Annotated in this window: 20 protein-coding genes and 1 pseudogene; all 21 read right to left on the reverse strand. The window is 27.3% G+C overall.

The features are described from left to right. Positions 1-13 precede the first annotated feature (13 nt). Positions 14-1,342, reverse strand: coding sequence for a hypothetical protein (locus tag psyc5s11_RS15740; RefSeq protein ID WP_224033450.1), 1,329 nt, complete (start codon positions 1,340-1,342; stop codon positions 14-16). Further along, positions 1,343-3,466, reverse strand: a complete 2,124-nt coding sequence (locus psyc5s11_RS15745) for a bi-domain-containing oxidoreductase (protein ID WP_224033451.1) — start codon at positions 3,464-3,466, stop codon at positions 1,343-1,345. A 12-nt stretch (positions 3,467-3,478) separates the two neighbouring features. Continuing rightward, positions 3,479-5,434, reverse strand: a complete 1,956-nt coding sequence (locus tag psyc5s11_RS15750; protein WP_224033452.1) for an alginate lyase family protein — start codon at positions 5,432-5,434, stop codon at positions 3,479-3,481. Between the two features lie 11 nt (positions 5,435-5,445). Then, complete coding sequence (gene wzy, locus psyc5s11_RS15755; RefSeq protein ID WP_224033453.1) at positions 5,446-6,966, reverse strand: O-antigen polysaccharide polymerase Wzy; 1,521 nt, start codon at positions 6,964-6,966, stop codon at positions 5,446-5,448. Positions 6,967-6,974: 8 nt separating this feature from the next. Beyond that, the gene (locus psyc5s11_RS15760) at positions 6,975-8,114 is read right to left on the reverse strand and encodes a glycosyltransferase (protein WP_224033454.1); all 1,140 of its coding nucleotides are present in this window, start codon (positions 8,112-8,114) and stop codon (positions 6,975-6,977) included. After that, positions 8,111-8,929, reverse strand: a complete 819-nt coding sequence (locus psyc5s11_RS15765) for a glycosyltransferase family 2 protein (protein ID WP_224033455.1) — start codon at positions 8,927-8,929, stop codon at positions 8,111-8,113. Before psyc5s11_RS15765 ends, psyc5s11_RS15760 begins: the two co-directional genes overlap by 4 nt. After that, complete coding sequence (locus psyc5s11_RS15770; RefSeq protein ID WP_224033456.1) at positions 8,922-9,521, reverse strand: phosphoribosyltransferase; 600 nt, start codon at positions 9,519-9,521, stop codon at positions 8,922-8,924. The genes psyc5s11_RS15765 and psyc5s11_RS15770 overlap by 8 nt, the downstream gene beginning before the upstream one ends. Continuing rightward, positions 9,451-10,191 (reverse strand): PHP domain-containing protein, encoded by a 741-nt coding sequence (locus psyc5s11_RS15775; RefSeq protein WP_224033457.1) that lies wholly within the window; start codon positions 10,189-10,191, stop codon positions 9,451-9,453. The genes psyc5s11_RS15770 and psyc5s11_RS15775 overlap by 71 nt, the downstream gene beginning before the upstream one ends. A 3-nt stretch (positions 10,192-10,194) precedes the next feature. Continuing rightward, complete coding sequence (locus psyc5s11_RS15780; protein ID WP_224033458.1) at positions 10,195-11,553, reverse strand: nucleotide sugar dehydrogenase; 1,359 nt, start codon at positions 11,551-11,553, stop codon at positions 10,195-10,197. Positions 11,554-11,590: 37 nt separating this feature from the next. Further along, complete coding sequence (locus tag psyc5s11_RS15785) at positions 11,591-12,226, reverse strand: CpsD/CapB family tyrosine-protein kinase (RefSeq protein WP_224038201.1); 636 nt, start codon at positions 12,224-12,226, stop codon at positions 11,591-11,593. Between the two features lie 123 nt (positions 12,227-12,349). Continuing rightward, positions 12,350-13,039 (reverse strand): YveK family protein, encoded by a 690-nt coding sequence (locus psyc5s11_RS15790; protein ID WP_224033459.1) that lies wholly within the window; start codon positions 13,037-13,039, stop codon positions 12,350-12,352. A 25-nt stretch (positions 13,040-13,064) separates the two neighbouring features. Continuing rightward, positions 13,065-13,778 carry a CpsD/CapB family tyrosine-protein kinase gene (locus psyc5s11_RS15795; protein WP_224033460.1) on the reverse strand — a complete coding sequence of 238 codons (714 nt, stop codon included), beginning with the start codon at positions 13,776-13,778 and terminating at the stop codon, positions 13,065-13,067. 15 nt (positions 13,779-13,793) lie between these two features. Beyond that, complete coding sequence (locus psyc5s11_RS15800) at positions 13,794-14,471, reverse strand: YveK family protein (RefSeq protein ID WP_224033461.1); 678 nt, start codon at positions 14,469-14,471, stop codon at positions 13,794-13,796. Positions 14,472-14,962: 491 nt separating this feature from the next. Beyond that, a complete protein-coding gene (locus psyc5s11_RS15805; RefSeq protein ID WP_224033462.1) occupies positions 14,963-15,244 on the reverse strand; it encodes a hypothetical protein in 282 nt (93 codons plus the stop codon). A gap of 64 nt (positions 15,245-15,308) precedes the next feature. Continuing rightward, the gene (gene rfbB, locus psyc5s11_RS15810) at positions 15,309-16,358 is read right to left on the reverse strand and encodes a dTDP-glucose 4,6-dehydratase (protein WP_224033463.1); all 1,050 of its coding nucleotides are present in this window, start codon (positions 16,356-16,358) and stop codon (positions 15,309-15,311) included. A 17-nt stretch (positions 16,359-16,375) separates the two neighbouring features. Continuing rightward, positions 16,376-17,257, reverse strand: coding sequence for a dTDP-4-dehydrorhamnose reductase (gene rfbD / locus psyc5s11_RS15815; RefSeq protein WP_224033464.1), 882 nt, complete (start codon positions 17,255-17,257; stop codon positions 16,376-16,378). A gap of 7 nt (positions 17,258-17,264) precedes the next feature. Next, a complete protein-coding gene (gene rfbC / locus psyc5s11_RS15820) occupies positions 17,265-17,855 on the reverse strand; it encodes a dTDP-4-dehydrorhamnose 3,5-epimerase (RefSeq protein ID WP_224033465.1) in 591 nt (196 codons plus the stop codon). Positions 17,856-17,875: 20 nt separating this feature from the next. After that, positions 17,876-18,778: a glucose-1-phosphate thymidylyltransferase RfbA gene (gene rfbA / locus psyc5s11_RS15825; RefSeq protein ID WP_224033466.1), complete on the reverse strand. Its 903-nt coding sequence runs from the start codon at positions 18,776-18,778 to the stop codon at positions 17,876-17,878. Between the two features lie 143 nt (positions 18,779-18,921). Then, positions 18,922-20,106, reverse strand: a complete 1,185-nt coding sequence (locus psyc5s11_RS15830) for a polysaccharide pyruvyl transferase family protein (RefSeq protein WP_224033467.1) — start codon at positions 20,104-20,106, stop codon at positions 18,922-18,924. A gap of 552 nt (positions 20,107-20,658) precedes the next feature. Continuing rightward, positions 20,659-21,181, reverse strand: a pseudogene (locus psyc5s11_RS15835) (sugar phosphate nucleotidyltransferase). 121 nt (positions 21,182-21,302) lie between these two features. Next, positions 21,303-22,757 (reverse strand): oligosaccharide flippase family protein, encoded by a 1,455-nt coding sequence (locus psyc5s11_RS15840; protein ID WP_224033468.1) that lies wholly within the window; start codon positions 22,755-22,757, stop codon positions 21,303-21,305. Positions 22,758-22,812 lie beyond the last annotated feature (55 nt).

The following is a 22,812-nucleotide window of genomic DNA, read 5'->3' on the forward strand; positions in this document are numbered from 1 at the left end:
ATATTAAGTCCATTTATCTAATATTATTTATAATTAATCTAGTCTTTCCTGACTTTGTTTTTGGTATTTCATCCTTGCATATTATTACAATATCAAACTTTTCTCCACCTTTAGCCTTTAGTAAATTTAACATTTTTTCTTCTATATCACTGTTAAAACTGCTTTTAGGTTTTATATGAAATTCAATCTTTCCAGGTTCATTTTGTATTACTTGGAAATGTTCTACATATTTCCAACAAAAATCATCTTTAATTATAGTAAGTCCATGTACTTTTTGTCCTTGTTTTGTAATTAACAATTCCTGATTTCTACCATCTAAATTTGTTATAATTCCTTTTTCTATTATTCCTATATCTTGAGTCTTATATCTAATAAGTGGCATGGCATCATTCCAATAAGATGTACCCACTATTTCGCAGATACCATCTTCAGTAATAGAATTTTCGCTATAACTATATACATTCTCACACTTGTATGATATTTTATTATTCTCAAATATTCCCCAGGCCAAGTTACTTCTTTCCGTTAATCCATAATGAAAAATTATAGGTACCTCATTAAATAATGAAGTACATAAACTTAATACATATTCTGTAACAATTTCTGAAGCCAAAAATATTCCTTTAACACCATCAATTCTTAGATTATTTAATTCCATATACTGAAGTAAATATTGAAAACTTATTGGATATGCATGAAAGAATTCTGGTTTAAATTCTTTTATTCTATTATAAATTTCCTCTATCCATTTTACATTTAGATGATTTAAGGATATTCGCATCTTATCACCAACATATGAGCATGGATTTTCAAATTCTTTTTTTATTCCTTCACAACTCATTCTGACAATTTTAGAATATGATTTATATCCGGTTTTGCTCCACTTATAGTCAAAGAATGCTTTTTCTATTTGATTTTCTTCCTTACTTGACCAAGTTCCTAGAAATTGTCCTGTAGATCCACCATTTGTTTTATAAATTAAACCTTTTCTATTATACAAATCTGAAATAAATGCTTCGTTATTATCCATTATTGTTTTTTTATTAAGGTAAGGAAACATATTCAATATTTCTTTTACATTATCTTTATTAATATCATTAGATTTTATATTCAAATTTAAGCTTCTATAATAAGGTACATTTTTAATTGCATTTTTTAATATGTTTGATAACTTATCATTTAAAATATCTTCAATTTCTATATGATTATCTTGCCTTTTCAATAAATCTATAACTTCAAAATACTTATGACTATACATTACCTTTTTAGGAATCCTATTTCTTATTATATAAATTGATGAATATAGTTTATCGTTAGATTTTATTTTTTCTTTTACTCTCATCTACTTCATTACCTCCCTGTCCACTAAATAACTTATTTCACTTGCTTGCTGCAATTGCCATAGTGGTATATTGTATCTCCCTTCACTCTTCATAGCTTTGGCAAATTCTTTAAGTTCTTCAAACTGTCCTTTTTCTGAAGATTTATGTTGAAGATTTGATGGTTTTACTCCATAACCATTAATTCTTTTGTAGTCATCAATAGTTATTATTTTACCATCACAGTAGATTTGACAAAATTCTTTTGGATAGCTCTTATTTCCAATTGATGTATAAGTTAATGTACATAGTGAGCCATCTTCATACTTTATTATTACAACCATATTGTCTCTTTGAGAAATATTCTTACCCCTTGGATTTATGCTGTCCACTGAGATGCTTACTACCTTGGATTCTGTAAAATAATTAAATAAATCAAATATATGGCAGCATTCTCCTATAATTCTTCCCCCACCTTCCTCTGTATGTACCCAGTGGTCAAGAGGAATACAGCCTACATTCATTTGATAATTTATTATCATTGGATTAATCCTGTCCTTAATATACTTTTTAACTTCACGTGCATATTTTGAAAACCTTCTATTAAAACCAACCATATAAGGTACTTTTGTCTCTTCTATTGTTTTCAAAACTTTCTCCATTTCTTCTTTATTCAATGCCATTGGCTTTTCAACAAATACTGCTTTTCCTTTTTTCATAGCTTCAATTGACATATCTCCATGAAGATTATGCCTTGTGCAAATCAAAACCATATCAACTTTAGGATCATTTAATATTTCATTATAATCGGTAGTTGCATATTTAGCGCCATATTGATCTGCTATAGCTTTCGCATTGGTTCCTGTTCTGCTCATTATGGCATATATATTATAAATATCATTTAATTTTTTAAGGTTTGGCAAATGCATACTTTTAGCAAAACCACCTGCACCTATTATTGCCAGATTAATTTTTCCATTTTTCTTAAAATGCTCACCTTCTATACGAATTGTCCTTTTTACTTCTTGCTGTTCTTCATTGTATTTTAACAACACTATAAGAGGCTTGTTTAGTGAATTTCTTAAATCTTCATATGCCTCTGAAACCCTATCAATTTCATATATTTTTTCAATTAATAATTTTAAGTCTATTTTATTATCTGCTACAAGCCTTAAGTATGCTTCCATATTCCTATTTTCTGTCCATCTAACATAAGCATATGGATAATCAATGCATTTTTCCTCATAAGACGGATCATATCTTCCTGGTCCATATGATGTTGAGATCACAAAATCAAGTTCCTTCTTATACATGTCATCTCTTTTATATTCATTTCCCACTACACCTACAAGAACAACCTTTCCCTTTCTTCTACATATATTGAAAGATTCTGATAAAACTTCATTTGAATTAGCTGATGCAGTAATTATTGTAGCATCTACTCCATAACTTTCTGTAATTTTTTCTACTTCTTTTATCACATCATCTGTAGATGAATTAATTACATAATCACAAGAAGTTTCTTTTGCAATATTTAATCTTCTTTCATCTATATCAATACCTATAACCTTGCATCCTGAAGCCTTCAACATCTGAGCTGAAAGCTGACCTAATATTCCCATACCAATTACAGCCACTATTTCGCCAAGCCTTAAATCTGCCCTTCTTACTCCTTGCATTGCTATTCCTCCACTGGTTACTGTTGATGCTAAATCCATCGTTAAACTTTCTGGAACTCTCATAACAAGACTTCGTGGAACATCTATAAATTCTGCATGGTTAGCAAATCCAGCACCTGCGCAAGCAACTTTCTCCCCTATTTTTAAATCAAGTACATTTTTGCCAAGTCCTATGACTATACCTGATGCACTATAACCTATAACCTTGGGTGAATCCATTTCCTTTATCTTGCCAATAACAGAGTCAAGTCCTTGAGTTTTTAACATGTTTAATGCCTTTTTTACTTTTTCAGGTTGCTTCATTGCTTTTTTCATAATAGACTCTCCTGATTCTGTGACTCCTATGATTTCTGTTCCTGCACTTATACAAGAATATAATACTTTAACCAAAACACCATTATCTGAAACCACTGGTGCTGGTATTTGTGACACTATTGATTGTCCTTGTTTTATTAATACCTGTTTCAAATATCATACTCCTTAACTATAAATTATTTTTGTAATATTCTTAATATCATTTATTTCAATCTCTATCTTCTTGCTGTGTAATCTTTGTCCATACCCATAAGAAACAAAGGCATCACAAATTGAATATTTATTATTAAACTCTAAGAATATTCTCTTCTCCATTTTATTTAGTTCTATACCATTATCTTTTTCATTAATTTCTACACCACTATCCAATATGAAATTCAAACACACCATATTGCAAGCTTTTCTTCCTATAATATTATCCTCAATAACCAACTTATCATTTAACAAATTAATTTTTCTTTCGTGCAGCAGACCATACTTTTCTTTGTACCCATAGTGTTCACCACAAAATGTTGTATCATTAAACAATTTACATTTCCCAAAACTCTGTTCTCTCATATTAAATAAATCACATTCATCAAAATCATTCTGTTCTAAATTATCAATGCAAAGAGTGCTATGCATTCTAGTACTTCTGAACATATTTCTCATTTTATAATCAGATGTGTAGACATAGGTTCCTGGATCTATTATAAAGTCTTCTCCATCTACATTTAGTTCAAAACTAAGTTGGTCATTATGACTATGACCTCCTTCGCCTCTACAAGACAATTCTCCACATCTGATGATGCAATAAGTCCTCTTATTTTTTAATATGTAGTACCCTCCATTAGAATATGCTTTTGATTTTAGATGTATTACTTTGTTTTTGAATTTGTAATACCCCATTATCCATAGGGCATCTTCCTTATATTCATTCCCCATAGCCCTAAAATCGTCTCTATTAAAATACTCTCCTGAAATTCCCAAAACATGATTAAAATCTCTTTTATTCCATTCTTCATAATTAGATAATACCAACAGTCTTCCATCATCAGCATCACCTATTATAGGAGAAAGACCATTAGATTTTGTTATATCCATTATAAATTCACACATTTTTTCAAGTTTTTTAATATATTCTTTTGAGAAATTTATATTGTTTTTATTACACAATCCAGTTGTAATTAAAAATATTTCTGTTACAAGTCTATGATAAGATGTAGATGCTTCATAATCTGTTCCATCTTCATTAACTTCTTTCTTCATTTCTTTTTCAAACTCTAAAATCCCAAATTCAAGCCAATCTTTAGGGTTATTTTTCTTTTCATTATCTTGTACACTGAAATTCTGAAAATATATTCCAAGCCATATTAATCCAGCTAAATCTGCTAGGTAGTGATTAGTGTTATACTGTCCTTCATTTTCAAGATTTATATATATAAATCTACCATGAAGGTATAATGACTTATTAAATTCACTCCAAAACTTATAATCAATGCAACTCGACTTTTGAAAGAAGAAGTAACCACAAATTAAATTCACTGCTCTTATAGCCACATCCATAGTACATGTCCAATTTACAGACATTTCAACTGGATTTTTTTCAATCCAATCTTCTACTTCTGCTTTAAATTCCAAAGCATACTTTTTATCATTAGTTATCCAATAAGCTTTTCCAATGGTAAATATATGCTGAAATCTTGAAAGTTCCCATGGCAGCTTAACATCTGCATTATTATATAAATCAACTATTTTTATATCTTTATAAAACTTATTCTCCCACTTAAACCCTGTTTTAAAATCATCATTCCAATGTATTTCTTTTCCTAAATATTTATCACTAGAACCAAGGAGATTAAATTCATGATTACATATTTTATTAGCCAATATAATTATTGAATCATTTGCTAATAAATTATTCAATTCTAATATATAGTGTTCTTTTTTACCTATATCATATAAAAATTTGCAGTTTGGAGTGAAATCATAAAAAAGAGAATTTCTTAATGTAATTTTATTATTCTTAATCCTTACCTTTCTATAACTATAATAAATTTTTTTATTTATTTTTCTTAATACTTTTTTTAATATTATTTTTACTGTCATATTTTTTAATTTTTCTAATTTTCTATTTTTCATATAAACCTTCTTTAACCTTGAAGTTTAACATAAGGATAACTAATAAGTTTAATAATGCTACTATAAAATACATAATAAAAAATTAGCCAAAAAAACTCACGAGTAAATCCAAAAAAACTAGTTCTACTAAACATAAATGCTAATGAAAATAAAAGACTATAAATTACAATGTACTTATTATTGTATAATTTTTTATATAATAAATTGAGTAATAGCCCTATAGTAAGCCCTATAATTAGACATCCTAAATAATGAAAGTTTAAAAAAGCTTCACTAGCTGGTGAATAACCAAGTCCCCCACCATTTGAAAACCATTTAGTATATATAGTACTTAACCATACATCAATTATTTCTTTATCCTCATCATATTCTAACCATTCATAAGAAGCCTTAGATATAAATGGTATTGTTTTTATTAATGCTTCTGCATAACTTTTCCCACCAAATAATTCTGGTGTATATTTAGCACTTGATAAATTAGTTAGATATACCATTCCAAATTCATTACTATATATATCTGATTCTTTATATTCTCCTGCTTGTTTTTCTTTCATATGAACCATGGAGGATATTCCTTGGGTAAATCCATATTTAAAATACTCCCTATACTGTTGATATGATATAAAAAAAAACAATATAATTAATAAAGAAAATGTCACTTTTTTTATTATATTTTTAACCTTTTCCTTATCCAGAGTATATATAATTTGAAAGAAGTAGTAACTTATGCACATTAATATAACAATTAATACTTCCCTCCTTCTAAGGTCAATAAATAAAATAAATACTGAGTACATTATAGCTATAAATATAAACAGTAATCTTCGCAATTTATTCTTGTTCTTAATAACATTTTGGAACATCATAAATATAGAAATTAAAATCAAATAATTATTGAATAAAAAATCAAATGCTGTATTTATAATACCTAATTGTTCTGTTAATTTTTTAAATACAAATGCATATCTATTCCATCTATCATAGTTCATAACTTGAAATCCCATTTTGGCATATGGATATAAATACCATGAAAAAGAAATAATAAAAAGAATTAACCATAAATAGAAATTTATTTTACTACTTGAGTTATTAATTGAATTTTTATTATCAACATTTACTTTAGTTTTCTTATTTTCAACAAATGTTAAAGCCAATAATAATCCACATAAAAATAAAATAGATATAAATAAAGATTTTTCTACATCATAAGAATTAAACATCCATCCCTTATCACTGCTTCCATAATCTAAAATTTCTGATTGTCTAAAACAATAAACTATTGGAGTATAAAGATTATAAAAAAGATATCCTAATATGAAGTTTAATCTAATATCTATAAAAAATGCGTTACTGTTTTTATACAAAATATATAAATAAAATATAATAAAAGTTAAAAATACACTGATTTCTAACCCAATAATTAACTTATTATTTACCAATGCTTTATATAAAAGTATAAATAAAAAAATTATTATTGTTGCGCTTATAAAAAATAGATATTTCTCTCCATGCTTTTTTGAACTATTAACCATATATTAGATTATTCCCCTATATATTTTTGAATTTCTTCAAATCTTTTCTTCCAAGTATTTTGTTTTGCGAACTGGATATTTCTATCTATTTCTTTATCTCTATTTTTAATGGCCTTCTCAATACAGGTGCAGAATTCATCATTGTTTTTGGCAATATATGCTGGACTATTTATATATTTCATCTCCTTTAAATTTGAGCAAACTACATTAAGACCTACACTCATATATTCATAAAGTTTTATTGGTGATATTGAATCTGTAAGACTGTTTACCTTAAAAGGTATTATTCCTATATCGCTATAATACAAATAATTAGGAATATCTTCATATGCTCGTTTTCCTAAAATAAAAACATTCTTTATTTCTTTTAAAATAGATAAATCAATTATATAATTACCTATCAAATAAAAATTTATATTATGGAGCTTTTCAGCACAATACTTTATGATGCTAACGTCAAACCAACTATCAATAGCTCCAATGTAAATAACTTTTTTAACGCTTGTATTTTCGAACTCATTTGGTAATTTATATTTTTTTCTTTGAAAATTTTCAAGCTGCACTCCATTAGGCAAATATATAAAATCTTTTCTCATATTTTTCTTTCTATTAATTAAGTCATGAGAAGTAACAAATACCTTGTCGGCTTCCTTAATAATTTTATTTTCTAATTCCACCATACTGCTACAAGTTGCTGGAAATTTAGATAAATCATCTGCACATCTATAAAATAACTTTTTATACTTAATTCTTTTTGCTAAATAATAGTATTTAGGATTGGAAATCCATAGAATATCTACATCTGTAAAATTATTATTTCTAATAACTTTTTCTATGCTCGGTATAGTACAATTTATGCTTAATTTACTAAAAATCTTATTTTTAAATAATGGATAATTACCATATAAAAATAAACTATATGGCGAATAAACAAAAAAGTTTTTTTTATAAGTAACAAGTTTTTTACCATGAAATCTTTTTCTGCTATTATATGATTTTCTATCTTTAATAAATGTCATATAGTTATATATAGGATTTAACCATAAAACATTGAAATTATTTTGTGAAAATAATTGTGCATAATGATGATCTCCTAATTTAAAGACACTATCTATTTCATGTGCTTCAGAAAATATAATTTTTTTCATCTTTTCACCTTTCTTCTTAATTTTACAATTAATACTCTTCTTACATATTTGAAATAAGAAAAGGCTATTATTACTACAAATAAAAATAAATTTATTTTTTTCTCATATTTATAATTTTCTTTTCTAAATTGTTTGAAATTTAATATTTCATGTTTCTCCATCTCTCTTAAACAAGATGATAATCCACTATCCCCATATAAGTATTTATAGAAGTTGACTAATTTTTTTTCTAATACGTAACAATCATATTTTCTGTTAATAAGCTTAAAGACATAAGCATCCTCCATATATCTTTGATTTTCTGGAAATAATCCTACAGCTAAAATCACATTTTTCCTTACTACAGCAGTAGACATATTAAAATAATGTTTAAAGAGACATTGTATAAAAGAAACTCTTTTAACTTTTTCTTTTGTTATAAACTTTCGGATTTCATTATTTTTTAACATAATATTATAATTACATCCAACCAAATCAGCATTATATTTTTTTATAATATGAAGCTGTTCATTTAATTTTTCAGGGCACCATTCATCATCTGAATCTAAAAATGCTATATATTCTCCTTTAGAATTTTTAATCCCCTCATTCCTTGCTTTAGATGGTCCAGAATTCTTTTGATACAAATTCATTATTTTATATTTTAAGTTAGACTTAATAAACTCATCTACTATGTTATGTGAATCATCTATTGAGCCATCATCAATTAATATAATTTCTAAATCCTTATAAGTTTGATTAATAACAGATTCTAAAGCTCTAATTACAGTTTCTTTACTATTATAATATGGTATTATTACACTAACTTCACACATTATTACCACCAAAATTGTACACCTTATTGAATTCCACATATTCCTTAGAATCCTTAGACCAAGGACAAATTATGAGACTATCTTCATGAATATAATAATCTGTATGAACCAATTCTTCACTTAACCTAAACTTATTTAATCCAGCTACCTTCATATTTATATTATTTCCATAAGATTTTTTCAAAAAATCTATTGCAGTAATAATTGTATTGCCTGTATCTATGGAATCATCAACTAATAGTACATTTTTACCCTTTATTAAGTTATTGTCCACTTCTGTAACAAATCTATTACTCTTCATTTTATGAATGCCAGATTTAAACTCTAATACCCGTAAAGCTACCCTAACAAATTGAGGCAGTTTGTTTAATATAAAGCTTAACTTTAATTTAACACGGTTTCCTTCTCTTGAAATTCTAATTCCTCTTAACTGAATGTCAAAATAATCAGCTAATTCCTTACCAACTAGATATCCACCTGATTTTATATAAATAACACAGTCTGGTTTAAAATTAGTCTTTTCAATTTCGCCTGCTAATTTGAAACAATCTTTTTTTACATTTTCTATATATAAGGTTACACACTTCATCATATTTACCTTTCAATATTAATTTCTTTATTTTGATGAACTTTGTATATTGGTGTATAATTTTATTACTTTTTTTATTTGAAACTTTTAAATTCATAAGTTCACTTTTTATATTCTCTTTTGTTACTCTGTTATTTAAAATCATATGATTAAATTTAAGTTCATAATAACTATGGGCATCGCTGCCTACTATGCCTAGTTTATTAAGTCTATTATTTAATAAGACAGCTTGATCTATATCGTATTTCCCTATACATCTTCCATTAAACACTTCTATAATATCGATATAATTAGAATATTCGCTTATAATATCTTCACTTAAGCAAGTCTTTTGCCTTTTCTTATCAAAAGGATGTGGCACATATATTAATCCATTTTGATCTCTTATCTTTTTTATTGTTTCCCTTGAAGTTAACCCTTTTTCAATATTTTCATTTAAAAATAATCCGATTATTTCTCCTTCAGTTGTCATTATTTCTTCGCCTATTATAACATCTATATCTTGTCCATATATTTTCTTAAATTTAACTGCACCTTCTATTGTATTATGATCAGTTATTGCTATTCCAAATATATTATTTTTCTTTAAACTCATATATAACTTATTTAAATTAACATCACTATCAGGTGAATACTCAGTATGAACATGAAATATATACCTATATTCTCTCATCCTCTATATTCTCCAAACACTTATTCCATACTTTCTAGCTTCCGCTTGATTAACTATCGCCTTTGTGTCAATAAATACTGCTTTAGATTTTAACATCTTACTCATATGTTCAAAATCATCTAATTCTATTTGATGTTGTTTTGTAAGGACTAATACTGCTTCAGCATCTTTTATTGCTTCATCTTGAGTATTTACCTTAAAATCATGTTCATTTACCACTACTGGATCAAATGCCTTAACCTCAGCTCCTCGCTTAATTAATAGTTTACAAATCTCTACTGCTGGACTTATCCTATCATCATTGGAATAATCCTTCATAGCAAGACCTAAAACTGCTATCTTTGTATCAATGATTTTCTTACCTATATTACTTAAAAGCTCATCAACTTTATTTACTATAAATTCAGGTAATGCTGCATTTTCTTCTCTTGAAATTTTTAATAATCTCATATCAATATCCATCTCTTCAGCTTTTGGTTCAATATAAAAATAAGCATTTGGTATACAATAACCACCAACTCCTGGTCCAGGTGTAAGTAAATTCACTCTTTTATGAGTATTGGCAAGCTTAACTACCTCGAATATATCTATCCCTAAGCCTTCCGTAAATCTTGCAAACTCTTGAGCCATAGCAATGTTAACATCTCTTTGAACATTTTCAAAAACCTTTGATGTCTCTACTACTTTTATACATGAGGCTTTAATTACTTCAGCCTTACATACTATTTTCAAAAGTTCTGCTGCTATTTCACAACTTTTTTTATTTATACCTGCAACCAAGGTTGGCATATTAGCAAATTCATCAAAGGCTTTACCTTCAGCAATTCTTTCAGAAGAATATGCTAGATAAAAATCTTCACCTGCCTTAAGTCCAGATTCCTTTTCTAAAATAGGTACTATAACTTCTTCAGTAGTTCCTGGTATTACTGTACTTCTTATTACTATTAAATCTTCTTTCTTTAAGTTTTTTCCTATTGTTATACATACATTTTCTAAATAATCTATTATATACTTTCCCTCTTTAATAGGAATGCCTACTGTTACTATTATATTATTACACTCTCTTACAGCTGAAGCTCCATCAATTGTAGCTTTATACCTTTCTTCTTTTAATTCTTCTTTAAGTATTTGTTGTATTGCAATTCCATTAAAATTCTCTGCATGATGAGTTACACCGTTGTTCGTATCATTGACAAGATTTTTATTTATATCAACCCCTATAGTTTTGCAACCTCTAAGTGCTAAACTTAAAGCTAAAGGTAATCCAACAAATCCTTGCCCAAAAATGCATACTTTCTTATTTTTTTCACTAATATTAGTTTCTTTACATCTAATTAAATCTGTAACATTTTCTAATTTCACATTATGCCTCCTAATATTAATCATCACTTTCATTATTCTAGTAGTATTTGCTTTTTGTGTTTTTTACTGCATACAATACAGTTCCAATTATGTTTGCTCCTACTTTATCCAAAAGATTTTTTGCTTCAATTACTACATCCTTTTTTGTTATTGCAGCTCTTACAACTAAAATAGTTCCATCAACTTTTACTGAAAGTATTTGAGCATCTGTAACTACATTAAGCGGTGGAGTATCTAATACTACTATGTCATATTCTTCTTTTAATTTTTCAATAAGTTTTATCATAGCTAATGATGCTAACATTTCTGATGGATTTGGTGGAATTTTTCCTGAAGTCAAGAAATACAAATTATCATTGTGCTTTTGTACAGATTCTTCGAGTATTGCTAATCCAAGTAAAACTTCTGAAAGCCCTACTAAATTTGGAGCTTTAAAATTATCATGTACTGATGGCTTTCTTAAATCGCAATCTATGAGAATAACCTTTTTTTCACTTTGAGCAAATGTTAAAGCAATATTTTTTGCAACTGTTGATTTTCCTTCTGTCATTTCTGAACTTGTCACAACTATAGATTTTATCTCCTCATCAAAGGAAGAGTATTGTATATTAGTTCTTAAAGTTTTATAGGCTTCTGCTACTATTGATTTTGGGTTATCCTCTACAGTAAACATAATTTTCTGTCTATTATTAGATACTTTTATTCTTTTTTCATATTTTTTATTTTTAGACTTGTCAGATACTTTTTTCTTTTTTTCATGTTTACCTCTTTTATCTAATAGCATATTTATCCCCCTTTATTGCTTAAGAAAATCAGGAATAACACCTAATACGGGTAATCTTAATTCCGCCTCCATTTGTTCTTTATTTTTAAAAGTATTATCTATAGATTCTAATAAAAAACTTAATATAGTGCTAATTATAAATCCAAGTAAAAATGCAATAGTTATATTTATTTTTTTATTCGGACTTATTGGATTAACTGGAATTTTAACCCTTTCTATTATTTTCACATTACCATTTGCTATAAGTTCTGTAGATTCTGCTACAAATTCATTTGTAACTGAATCTAATATATTTCTAGCTAAAACTCTATCTGTATTTGTATACTCAATTTGTAAAATTTGAGTATCTGTTGTTGGAGTAACTTTTAAATTTTTGAGTATATCTTGTGATTTTAAACCTAATCTTTCCACATCAACTGCTTTTTCTATCAAATCAGTGGTTTGAATCACTTCTGCATATGTTTTTAATAGCTTTTGATACATGTCCACATCATTTCCATTGTAGTTTTTATCTTTATCTTGAGTTTTTGAATCTTCTTTTCCTATAAACACCTTAGTGCTAGTCTGATATTTAGGTATAATTATAAAAAAACTTATAATTATTGAGAAAATAGTTGCAGTTAATGTTATCATACATATCAATTTCCATCTTTTTATTAATATACCCGCTAATTTTTCAAAATTTATAATTTCTTCATTCATCTTTTTAATTCCTCATATATTAATATCAATTAATATTTACCTTATCTTCAATTTCATTTTTCTCTAATTCTGTAATCTCCCTTTTTTTATCAGTTTCATAATAGTAATAATTTTTCTTTTTATCATCATTTACTTTATTTATAACTACTCCTATTATATTAGCTCCAACTTTATTCAGAAGATTTTTTGCCTCTTTTACAGCTTCTATTTTGCTTTCTCCAGCTTTTACTACAAGAATAGTCCCATCTACCTTAGTTGATAAAATTTGTCCATCACTAAATGCTCCTAAAGGCGGGCTATCTATTATTAATATGTCATATTCTATTTTAAGCTCTTCTAATAAATTATTCATTGAAATTGAACTAATCATTTCTATTGAATTCGGAGGTATCTTTCCACTCGTTAGTACATGAAGATTGGTCTTATATTCTTGAATTGCCTTATCTAGTGTTTCCTTACCTATTAACACTTCTGAAAGTCCATATGAATTTGATAAATAAAAATTTCTATGAATAGACGGTCTTCTTAAATCACAATCAATAATTATTACTTTTTTTCCATTCTGTGCAAATGATAATGCTAAATTTCCTGATATTGTTGACTTCCCATCTTGAGGATTAGCACTTGTAACAACAATACTTTTAATCTCTTTATCAATTGAAGAATATTGTATATTTGTTCTTAATGTTCTATATGATTCTGCTTCTATTGAGTTTGGTTTATCTTCAACTATAAACATTTTATTTTCCCCCTTTTAGTTCTTTTCTTCACAAGGTATCATCCCTATTACAGGAAGTTCCATTACTTTTTCAGTTTGCTCTTTGGTTTTTAATGTATCATCTACATATTCCCTTAAGAAGGCTATTGAAACTCCTATCATAATCCCTACTAAAAAAGCTATTGCTATATTCGTCCCTTTATTTGGGCTTATTGGATTTTGTGGTAATTCAGCACTTTCTATAACTTGTACATTTCCATTTGGTATAATTTCTTTAGACTCTCTCATAAATTCGTCTATAACTACTACTAAAACTTCTTTAGCTAATGTTTTATCTTTATTTTCATAACTTATCTCTAATATTTGCGTATCTGTCATTGGAGTGATTTTTAAATTTTTAATCACTTCTTCAGATGTTATATCTAAATTATTTTTACTAATTGCACTTTGAATTAAATCCTTAGTTTTTATTACTTCTGAATATGTTTTTAATAATTTCTGATACATTTGTACATCATTATTATCATAATCTTTAATGCTATTTTCCTCTTTACCTATAAAAACTTTTGAGTCAACTTGATAAATAGGCGTAATAACAAAAAAGCTTACTAACGCAGCAATTATACTTACCCCAGCTGCTATTGCTCCTATAAGTTTCCATTGCCTTTTCAATATTTCGAATATGTCTTGAATTTTGAATTCGATTTCTTCCATTAAATTCCTCCCAATTTTTATAGTAATCACATTATTGGAATAGTCTTATTTTTAATGCATTTTATTTAGCCAATTATTTACGCTTTTCCTTAACCCATTCTTTCTACAGAATTATCACCTTTTAATATTCATGTTCTTTTAATGTACATATAAATAAATGCATACCATAATGTCTTATATGATATGTATATTTACATATTTTCTACTTTAGAAGTATATTGGAATATATCATTTAAAATTTATAGTATCAATTCTGACTTTTCAATTATTCGTTACTAATTATTCATTTTTATTACAATTTTAGATTCAGCTTACATTTAATCTCCAAATATTTTAACTTTTTACACATGAAAAAAGCAAGCTTTTAGTTTATGAAAAAGCTTGCTCCTCTTAGTTTATACATATTCAAAAAATAACTAAACAGTATATCTTGTTTTCTTGATATACCTCAGTTCATTTGATTTAGGCATTATTCCAACTTAATTTTATATTTATTTACAAGGTAATTTTATGCATCCACCATGTAATTCTTTTTCTTTACATTTTTTATACCCAGCTCCTATAAATACTCCAGTAATAGCTACTATAGTACCTAAAAATGCTCCACAGAATTGTAAATATACAATTGCATTGCCCTTGTTATTAAATAAAGCAAGTACAATATCCTTTACAAGCTTAACTTTTATAGCTAAAATAGGCGCAGTCAAAATAGCAATACAAAATATAATTAGAATAGCAAATTGAATCTTTGATTTATTTAATTTTATACACATAAGCATCACCCCCTCTATTGTACTATATGAATTGGGTGAGACTTTTGTGTAAGCTGAACTTTAACTACTTGTACATCTTTTCATAATACTTTTGGTAATCACCAGAAGTAACATTTTTCATCCAGTCTTGATTATCCAAATACCACTTTATAGTCTTCTTTATTCCAATTTCAAAAGTAGTTTCAGGATACCATCCCAGCTCTTCTTTTATCTTATCTGGAGCTATTCCATATCTTCTGTCATGGCCTTTTCTATCCTCAACATATTTTATTAAATTCTCTGTTACATCTTTATCTACATTTTCATTTATATAAGATATAACTGTTTTAACTATTTGTATATTAGTTCTTTCGTTATGTCCACCAACGTTGTAAACTTCTCCAAGTCTACCGCCATTAATAACCATATCAATTGCTTTTGCATGATCTTCTACAAATAACCAGTCTCTTATATTCATACCATCGCCATATACAGGTAAATCCTTATGTTGTAGGCAGTTATTTATTAATAATGGAATTAATTTCTCTGGAAATTGGAATGGACCATAGTTATTTGAACATCTTGTTATATTTATAGGCATTTTATACGTATCATAATAAGCTTTAACCATCAAATCAGAACTAGCTTTACTTGATGAATATGGACTATGTGGATCTATTGGTGTTGTTTCCATAAAAAATCCTTCTGAACCTAATGATCCATAAACTTCGTCTGTTGAAACATGAAGAAATTTAACTCCTTCTTTAAATCCTTCGTCTGTTTCCCATGATTTTTTTGCGCAATTAAGCATATTAACAGTTCCAAGTACATTTGTCTTAGCAAATATTTCTGGTTCTTTTATGCTTCTATCAACATGTGATTCCGCTGCAAAATTAACAACATAATTTATATCATTAGCTTCAAAAAGACTTGAAACTAATTCCTTATCACAAATATCTCCTTGAACAAATGTATGTCTCTTATCATTTTTAATTGATTTAAGATTTTCTAAATTTCCTGCATAAGTCAGCTTATCTAAATTAATTATTTTAATATCTTGATATTTGTTTAACATGTATAAAACAAAGTTTGATCCTATAAATCCAGCACCGCCTGTAACTAAATATGTCTTCATTATTACAACCCCTTACTCTATTTATCTAGTTTCCCTATAAATGATTTTATCGCATCTTTCCAGTCTCTCATTTCATCACCGATAGTATTTCTAAGCATCATATTATCAAGTGATGAATATTCTGGTCTTTTTGCTGGCGTTTTATACTCTTCTGATGTACAAGGTTTAACTTCACATTTTTCACCTGACAATTCAATTATCATCTTTGCAAATTCATACCAAGTGCATTCTCCCTTACCAGTACAATGATATACTCCATATTCTTCTGTCTGTATAAGTTTTAATATATGATAAGCTAAATCATTCGCATAAGTAGGGTTACCCCTTTGATCATTTACAACAGTTATCATTTGTCTATCTTTTCCAAGTTTTCTCATAGTATAAACAAAATTATTACCTATATATCCATAAAGCCAAGCTGTTCTTACTATAAAGTATTTTGAAGAAAATTCTCTTACATAATTTTCTCCTAAAAGCTTAGTTTTTCCATATACACTATATGGACCTGTTAAATCATATTCAGTTAATGGTTTATCTGAAGCTCCACTAAATATATAATCAGTTGATACTTGTGCTAATTTTGCTCCTATTTCTGCGCTAGCTATAGCTAAATTTCTAGGTCCAATTGAATTAACTTTAAAAGCAAAATCTTCATTGCTCTCACAGCCGTCAACATTTGTAGCTGCTGCACAGTTAATTACCACATCTGGTTTTAAATTATTCATTTTCTTTTTAACCTGCTCTAAATTTGTTATATCTAATTCATCTACATCTAATGCAATAACCTCAGATTCTTTTATAATATCTGAGACTTTATCTATTTCAGCTCTTCCGCTTTTTATTATCTCCTGAAGTTCGTTACCCAATTGACCTTTTGATCCTGTTATTAATATCTTCATACTTTAGCTACACCTCTTTAGGATATATGTTGAAATCTGGATATTTACTTAAATCTAATTCTTTCAGATTGAGATGCTTTTTATCCTTTTCAGATAAAAGTATATTTTCTATACCTTCTAATGGCCATTTTATATTTATATCTGGATCATTCCACATAACTCCACCATCATATTCTGGTGCATAAAAATCTGTACATTTATAATTAAATACTGCCTCATCTGAAATCACTAAAAATCCATGTGCAAAACCTTTGGGAATATAAAATTGTTTTTTGTTTTCTTTGTTTAAAATAACACCTTCCCACTGTCCATAAGTTTTTGAGCCAGTTCTTAAATCAACTGCAACATCAAAAACCTCTCCTTTAGTTACTCTAACAAGTTTTCCTTGACTATGTTTCTTTTGAAAATGAAGCCCTCTGAGTACTCCTTTACTAGACTTTGATTCATTATCTTGCACAAAAGTCATATTAAGTCCCACTTCTGCAAATTGTTCTTTATTATAAGTTTCCATAAAATAACCTCTACTATCACCAAAAACCTTAGGCTCTATTATATAAATTCCATCTATTTTAGACTTATTAAGATTAAAGTTAACCATATTTTTACCTCTCAAATTTCTTATTCACTACAAGGCACATTCAAATTTTTTGTTTCAGTTTCTTCTACTATATCCATTAGATATTTTCCATATCCATTTTTCATTAGTGATTTAGCAAGTTCAATAACTTGCTTAGAAGTTATCCATCCTTGTCTATAAGAAATTTCTTCAAGACATGCTATATATGTTCCTTGAGTACTTTGAACCGCTTCAACGAAATTAGAAGCTTTAATCATAGATGTATGAGTTCCTGTGTCTAGCCAAGCCATTCCTCTACCTAGTAATTGAACTTTTAATGTTCCTTCTTGCATATAGGATTTGTTTAAATCTGTTATTTCAAGTTCTCCTCTTGAAGAAGGTATTAATTCCTTAGCTTTTTTAACTACTGAGTTATCGTAAAAATACAGACCTGGAACTGCATATTTAGATTTAGGTTTTTTTGGCTTTTCTTCTAGTGAAATAACATTTCCCTTATCATCAAATTCAACTACACCAAAATCCTTTGGATTTTGAACATAATATCCAAATATATATGCTCCATTTTCCAAGCTGGCAGCTTGTCTTAAATGCTCTGAAAAGCTTTGACCGTAGAAAATATTATCTCCAAGAACCATAGCTACATTATCCTCACCAATAAATTCTTCTCCAATAATAAATGCTTCTGCAAGACCATTAGGATTTTCTTGGACTGCATACTCAATATATAATCCTAAGTCTTGTCCATCTTTAAATAGTTCCTTAAAATTAATTATATCTCTTGGTGTTGATATAATTAAAATATCTCTTATTCCAGATAACATCAAAACTGACATTGGATAATAAATCATTGGTTTATCATATATTGGAACCATTTGTTTTGACATTGCTTTAGTTACTGGGTATAATCTTGTACCTGACCCTCCAGCTAAAATTATTCCTTTCACTCTATCACACTCCTTTATCAAATTAATACAAAATTTAATTTATATAAAATTTAAAACTAAAAATCTAGCACACTTTTCTTGGTTCACACATTATAAAGTTAGTTAAATTTAGTTTGCAGTGATGGTGGTATACAATATATTATCTACATTATTGTGGTATCATTTAACCATTTAATAAAATTTTTCTTGCTTTTTTCAGCTTTTTCTATGCAATACATATGGTCATAATCAGATTTTTTATCAAATTCCTTATTAATTAATTCTAATAAATATCTAATATTTAAATCAAATTCTTTGAAAAAAAACTGAGAGGACCTGATTCCATATTCGATATAATTATCTAAACCTAATTCTTTTAGTAGTCTCGTTGTCTTTGGTGAGTAAGATATTGCAATAAATTTCGAACTATTATATATACTAAATGCAACACTATGAAATCTCATACATATATTTAATTCACTTTTTTTGAAAAATAATCTTCTTATTGATAATGAAATTGAATTATTTTTAGTGTCAAGCACTACATATTCTCCTTTGATTTTTTTAACAACATCATTAATAAATCTAATATCATTCTCGTAAAGAAAAGGTAAAAATACATTAATGTAATTATCTGCATAATTATTGGCTATCTTAACAATTGTATTACACAAATCATTATATCTATTTCTAAAATGTTCAGATCTTAACTCAGCATCATTAAATGGCATAGCTAATCCCCATAAAATATATTTTTTCTTAATATTATAATTTTTTAAAATATTATCAATATTTTGTTTTGACTCATCATCAGTTTCCAATCCAAATGTCATATCAGCAGTTGCCTCAATTTTTACATTTTTACATTTAATCAACATGTCTTTTGATTCTTTATTTCGTACTGATATATAATCAAATAAGCTCAAATTTAAATTCCAAATATATCTTTGTATTTTGGTAATACAAAGTGAATTAACTTCCACGCCATACAAAGCTCTATGGGTTCTATATATTTTTGAAATTAATAATTCAAAATTTATTGTTAATAAACTTAATACCCCCTTTCCTGTAAATAGCCCTCCACCACCAATAATATAACAATCACTATCCTTAATGATTGTTAATCGTTTTAAAAACTTTTTTATTTTATTTTCAGGAAATTCAACAAAATTAATCTTCATCTCAGGAAATTTTCTTTTTAATTCATTGTACTCTTTTTCTTTATCATATACTTCTATATGAACTTCCCTATATATTGTATTCTTTAATATATCTAGCATCGAATACAATATATAATCGTCCCCCAAATTGCGGTATCCGTAACATCCTCTCACAAAAGCTTTTCTCATTAATAATTTACCCCTATCTCAATAAAATTTTATTCTTCATTTCTTCTAAAAACTTCTTTAAATTATTGTGTAACTTATCCTTTTCGGATAAGATTTCATTTATATTCCATCAATATTTATATTCAAACACTCGTTGCATACCCAAGATCACAAAACTTTATAAAATTATAATTATGTATCATCTAACATTACTAAAAATCAATGTGTAAAACCTTAACTTTTTTAACTACTGAATTATCATAAAAGCCTCCATTTCGCCGCTACCTCCGGCGACACAAATAGTAATGAAAAATGGTGTTGCGGTTTCTATTACTTTTATTTAATTACAACTATTGATACAATTAAAAAAGTATCATAATAATATATTTACCTTATTGCCATCGCTTTTTTTAAAGCTGTAATTAATGGCGTATTTTAAACCACGTAAATATTTAGCTCTTTCCGAATTTTTCAAGAATAAGGATTTGCTATAATGCCTTATTTCAGGATTTATTCGTGTTAATTATTGGGCTACATTACTGTTGAAATGTTATAGCAAGCCTTTCTACAATTTTAATAATATAAGTCTGTTATCTTGTTTTTTAAATAGCTTGTTTTCTGTGTCCTTTTTTGCAAATTCTTATTTTTCATGCTAATATGACCTTGAACTACATATTTAGATTTAGGCTTTTCATACTTTTCTTCTAAAGAAATAACATTTCCTTTATCATAAAATTCAACTCCCCAAAAATCTTTTGGATTTTGAACATAGTATCCAAATATATATGCTCCACTTTTTAGATTAGCTGCTTTTCGCAAATGTTCCGAAAAGCTTTTACGATAAAAAATATTATCCCCAAGTACCATAACTACATTATCTTTATCAATAAATTCTTCTCCAATAATAAATGCTTCTGCAAGACCATTGGGATTTTCTTGAACTGCATATTCAATATTTAATCCTAAATCTTGTCCATCTTTAAAATTAATGATATCTCTTGGAGTTGATATAATTAAAATATCTCTTATGACTGCAATCATTAAAACTGACATCGGATAATAAATTATCATATATTGATGCCATTTGTTTTGACATTGCTTTTGTTACTGGATATAATCTTGTACCGGATCCTCCAGATATAATAATCCCTGTCACTCCTTTAATTATAATACTAAACTATTTTAGATTAATTTTAATACTCCCCTAATTTTAGCAATTACCTTTCGGTTAAATCTTTACGTTTAAAAAAATCTTTCCCTTTTTTATATGCTCCAACAATCTCATTTCTATATAAATAAAAGAATATAATTAGCGTTGGAATCGAAATAAGAATTGCAGGTATTATATTTATTGGTGAAATCAACCTCCACAGTATTATAAACAATATAAGTACTATGCTCATTAATTTCATCCTCTTAGATAATATTACAAGTTTCATTTTTGATAAAACTATACATGCAATTATTACGCTTACTGCATAACCAATTAAAGTTGCTAATGCAGATCCTTCTATTCCAATAACATATATCAAAAAATAATTTAAAATAACATTGGTAGCCGCTCCTGCAAAAAGAATTAATGTTGATGGCCATGTCTTTTTAATAACTAAAAATTGATTTACAATCGTTTGATATAACATCAATAGTAACGGAGATAAGAATAAATAAGGAAAAGTTATATATCCATTTACATAGTTTCCTTTAAACAATAAATTGAATACAAAATGAGTAAATGGGACAATTATTACGAAAGTTGAAAATGACACTAAAGCTAAATTCTCAAATATCTTTGAAGTTAATTCTACTTGATCCCTATCTTTCATTGTTGAAAATGCAAAATACTGCCATCCAGCTGCAAAAGCCGTATATATAAATTGACTTATAGAAGCTACTCTAGAACCTATACCATATATTCCAACAAAATCATTTCCAATTTGTTTTGAAATCATAAGTCTATCACATGATGTAAATACCCAATACATGATAAATCCTGGCATCAGTGGTGCACCTATTTTTAACATTTCTTTTATCAGAGAAATATTTACTTTCTCAAAATTAAACCACTTTCTATTTAAAACATAAAAAATTATAAGCATTATAGCTGATGAAATTAAAGTGGCAGATGGTAATGCATATAAATAATTCTTATGAATTAGCATAGGTATAGAAATGCTATAACCTAAAATAGGAGATATAGTATTAGTTATTAAGAATATTTTTCTTTTATTTTGCATCCTTGTTGGTGCTGTTACTATTCCACTTAATGTAGTAATCAAAATGCTAAAAGATGTAAAATTAAGCAAATTAACATATTTTACATCATTAAAAATCCATGATGTAAAATAGGATTTAAATATAAATAACAATAAACATATTATTATTCCACTAATTAAAACAAAATTCAATGCGCTAGAACATACTTCCTTCCTATATTCTACATCTTCCTTTTCAAAAAACATTCTAAACATAGCATCATACATCCCCATAATAGCTATAGCTGAGCCAAAAGATACTGTTATATTAGATAAATCGCTTAACCCATAATATGTGGTGTCTGGCATAAGCCTTGTTACAATTGGTAGCATTATAATTGGTGCAATTTTTGCTATAATACTACCAAGTCCATATACTAAAAAATTTTCAATAAAAAGTTTTGTTCTACTTTTGCTCATTTATTGTCTCCATTACTTAAATTTGCTTTTCCTCTTAAAAAGTTTTCAAAATATT

The sequence above is a fragment of the Clostridium gelidum genome, from assembly GCF_019977655.1.
GTDB lineage: Bacteria > Bacillota > Clostridia > Clostridiales > Clostridiaceae > Clostridium > Clostridium gelidum.

Excerpts from the sequence above, each read along its gene's own strand:
- psyc5s11_RS15740 (WP_224033450.1), bottom strand. The coding sequence starts at position 1,342 with ATGAGAGTAAAAGAAAAAATAAAATCTAACGATAAACTATATTCATCA.
- psyc5s11_RS15750 (WP_224033452.1), bottom strand. The coding sequence starts at position 5,434 with ATGAAAAATAGAAAATTAGAAAAATTAAAAAATATGACAGTAAAAATA.
- wzy (WP_224033453.1), bottom strand. The coding sequence starts at position 6,966 with ATGGTTAATAGTTCAAAAAAGCATGGAGAGAAATATCTATTTTTTATA.
- psyc5s11_RS15760 (WP_224033454.1), bottom strand. The coding sequence starts at position 8,114 with ATGAAAAAAATTATATTTTCTGAAGCACATGAAATAGATAGTGTCTTT.
- psyc5s11_RS15765 (WP_224033455.1), bottom strand. The coding sequence starts at position 8,929 with ATGTGTGAAGTTAGTGTAATAATACCATATTATAATAGTAAAGAAACT.
- psyc5s11_RS15770 (WP_224033456.1), bottom strand. The coding sequence starts at position 9,521 with ATGATGAAGTGTGTAACCTTATATATAGAAAATGTAAAAAAAGATTGT.
- psyc5s11_RS15775 (WP_224033457.1), bottom strand. The coding sequence starts at position 10,191 with ATGAGAGAATATAGGTATATATTTCATGTTCATACTGAGTATTCACCT.
- psyc5s11_RS15785 (WP_224038201.1), bottom strand. The coding sequence starts at position 12,226 with ATGTTTACTGTAGAGGATAACCCAAAATCAATAGTAGCAGAAGCCTAT.
- psyc5s11_RS15790 (WP_224033459.1), bottom strand. The coding sequence starts at position 13,039 with ATGAATGAAGAAATTATAAATTTTGAAAAATTAGCGGGTATATTAATA.
- psyc5s11_RS15795 (WP_224033460.1), bottom strand. The coding sequence starts at position 13,778 with ATGTTTATAGTTGAAGATAAACCAAACTCAATAGAAGCAGAATCATAT.
- psyc5s11_RS15800 (WP_224033461.1), bottom strand. The coding sequence starts at position 14,471 with ATGGAAGAAATCGAATTCAAAATTCAAGACATATTCGAAATATTGAAA.
- psyc5s11_RS15805 (WP_224033462.1), bottom strand. The coding sequence starts at position 15,244 with ATGTGTATAAAATTAAATAAATCAAAGATTCAATTTGCTATTCTAATT.
- rfbB (WP_224033463.1), bottom strand. The coding sequence starts at position 16,358 with ATGAAGACATATTTAGTTACAGGCGGTGCTGGATTTATAGGATCAAAC.
- rfbD (WP_224033464.1), bottom strand. The coding sequence starts at position 17,257 with ATGAAGATATTAATAACAGGATCAAAAGGTCAATTGGGTAACGAACTT.
- rfbC (WP_224033465.1), bottom strand. The coding sequence starts at position 17,855 with ATGGTTAACTTTAATCTTAATAAGTCTAAAATAGATGGAATTTATATA.
- psyc5s11_RS15830 (WP_224033467.1), bottom strand. The coding sequence starts at position 20,106 with ATGAGAAAAGCTTTTGTGAGAGGATGTTACGGATACCGCAATTTGGGG.
- psyc5s11_RS15840 (WP_224033468.1), bottom strand. The coding sequence starts at position 22,757 with ATGAGCAAAAGTAGAACAAAACTTTTTATTGAAAATTTTTTAGTATAT.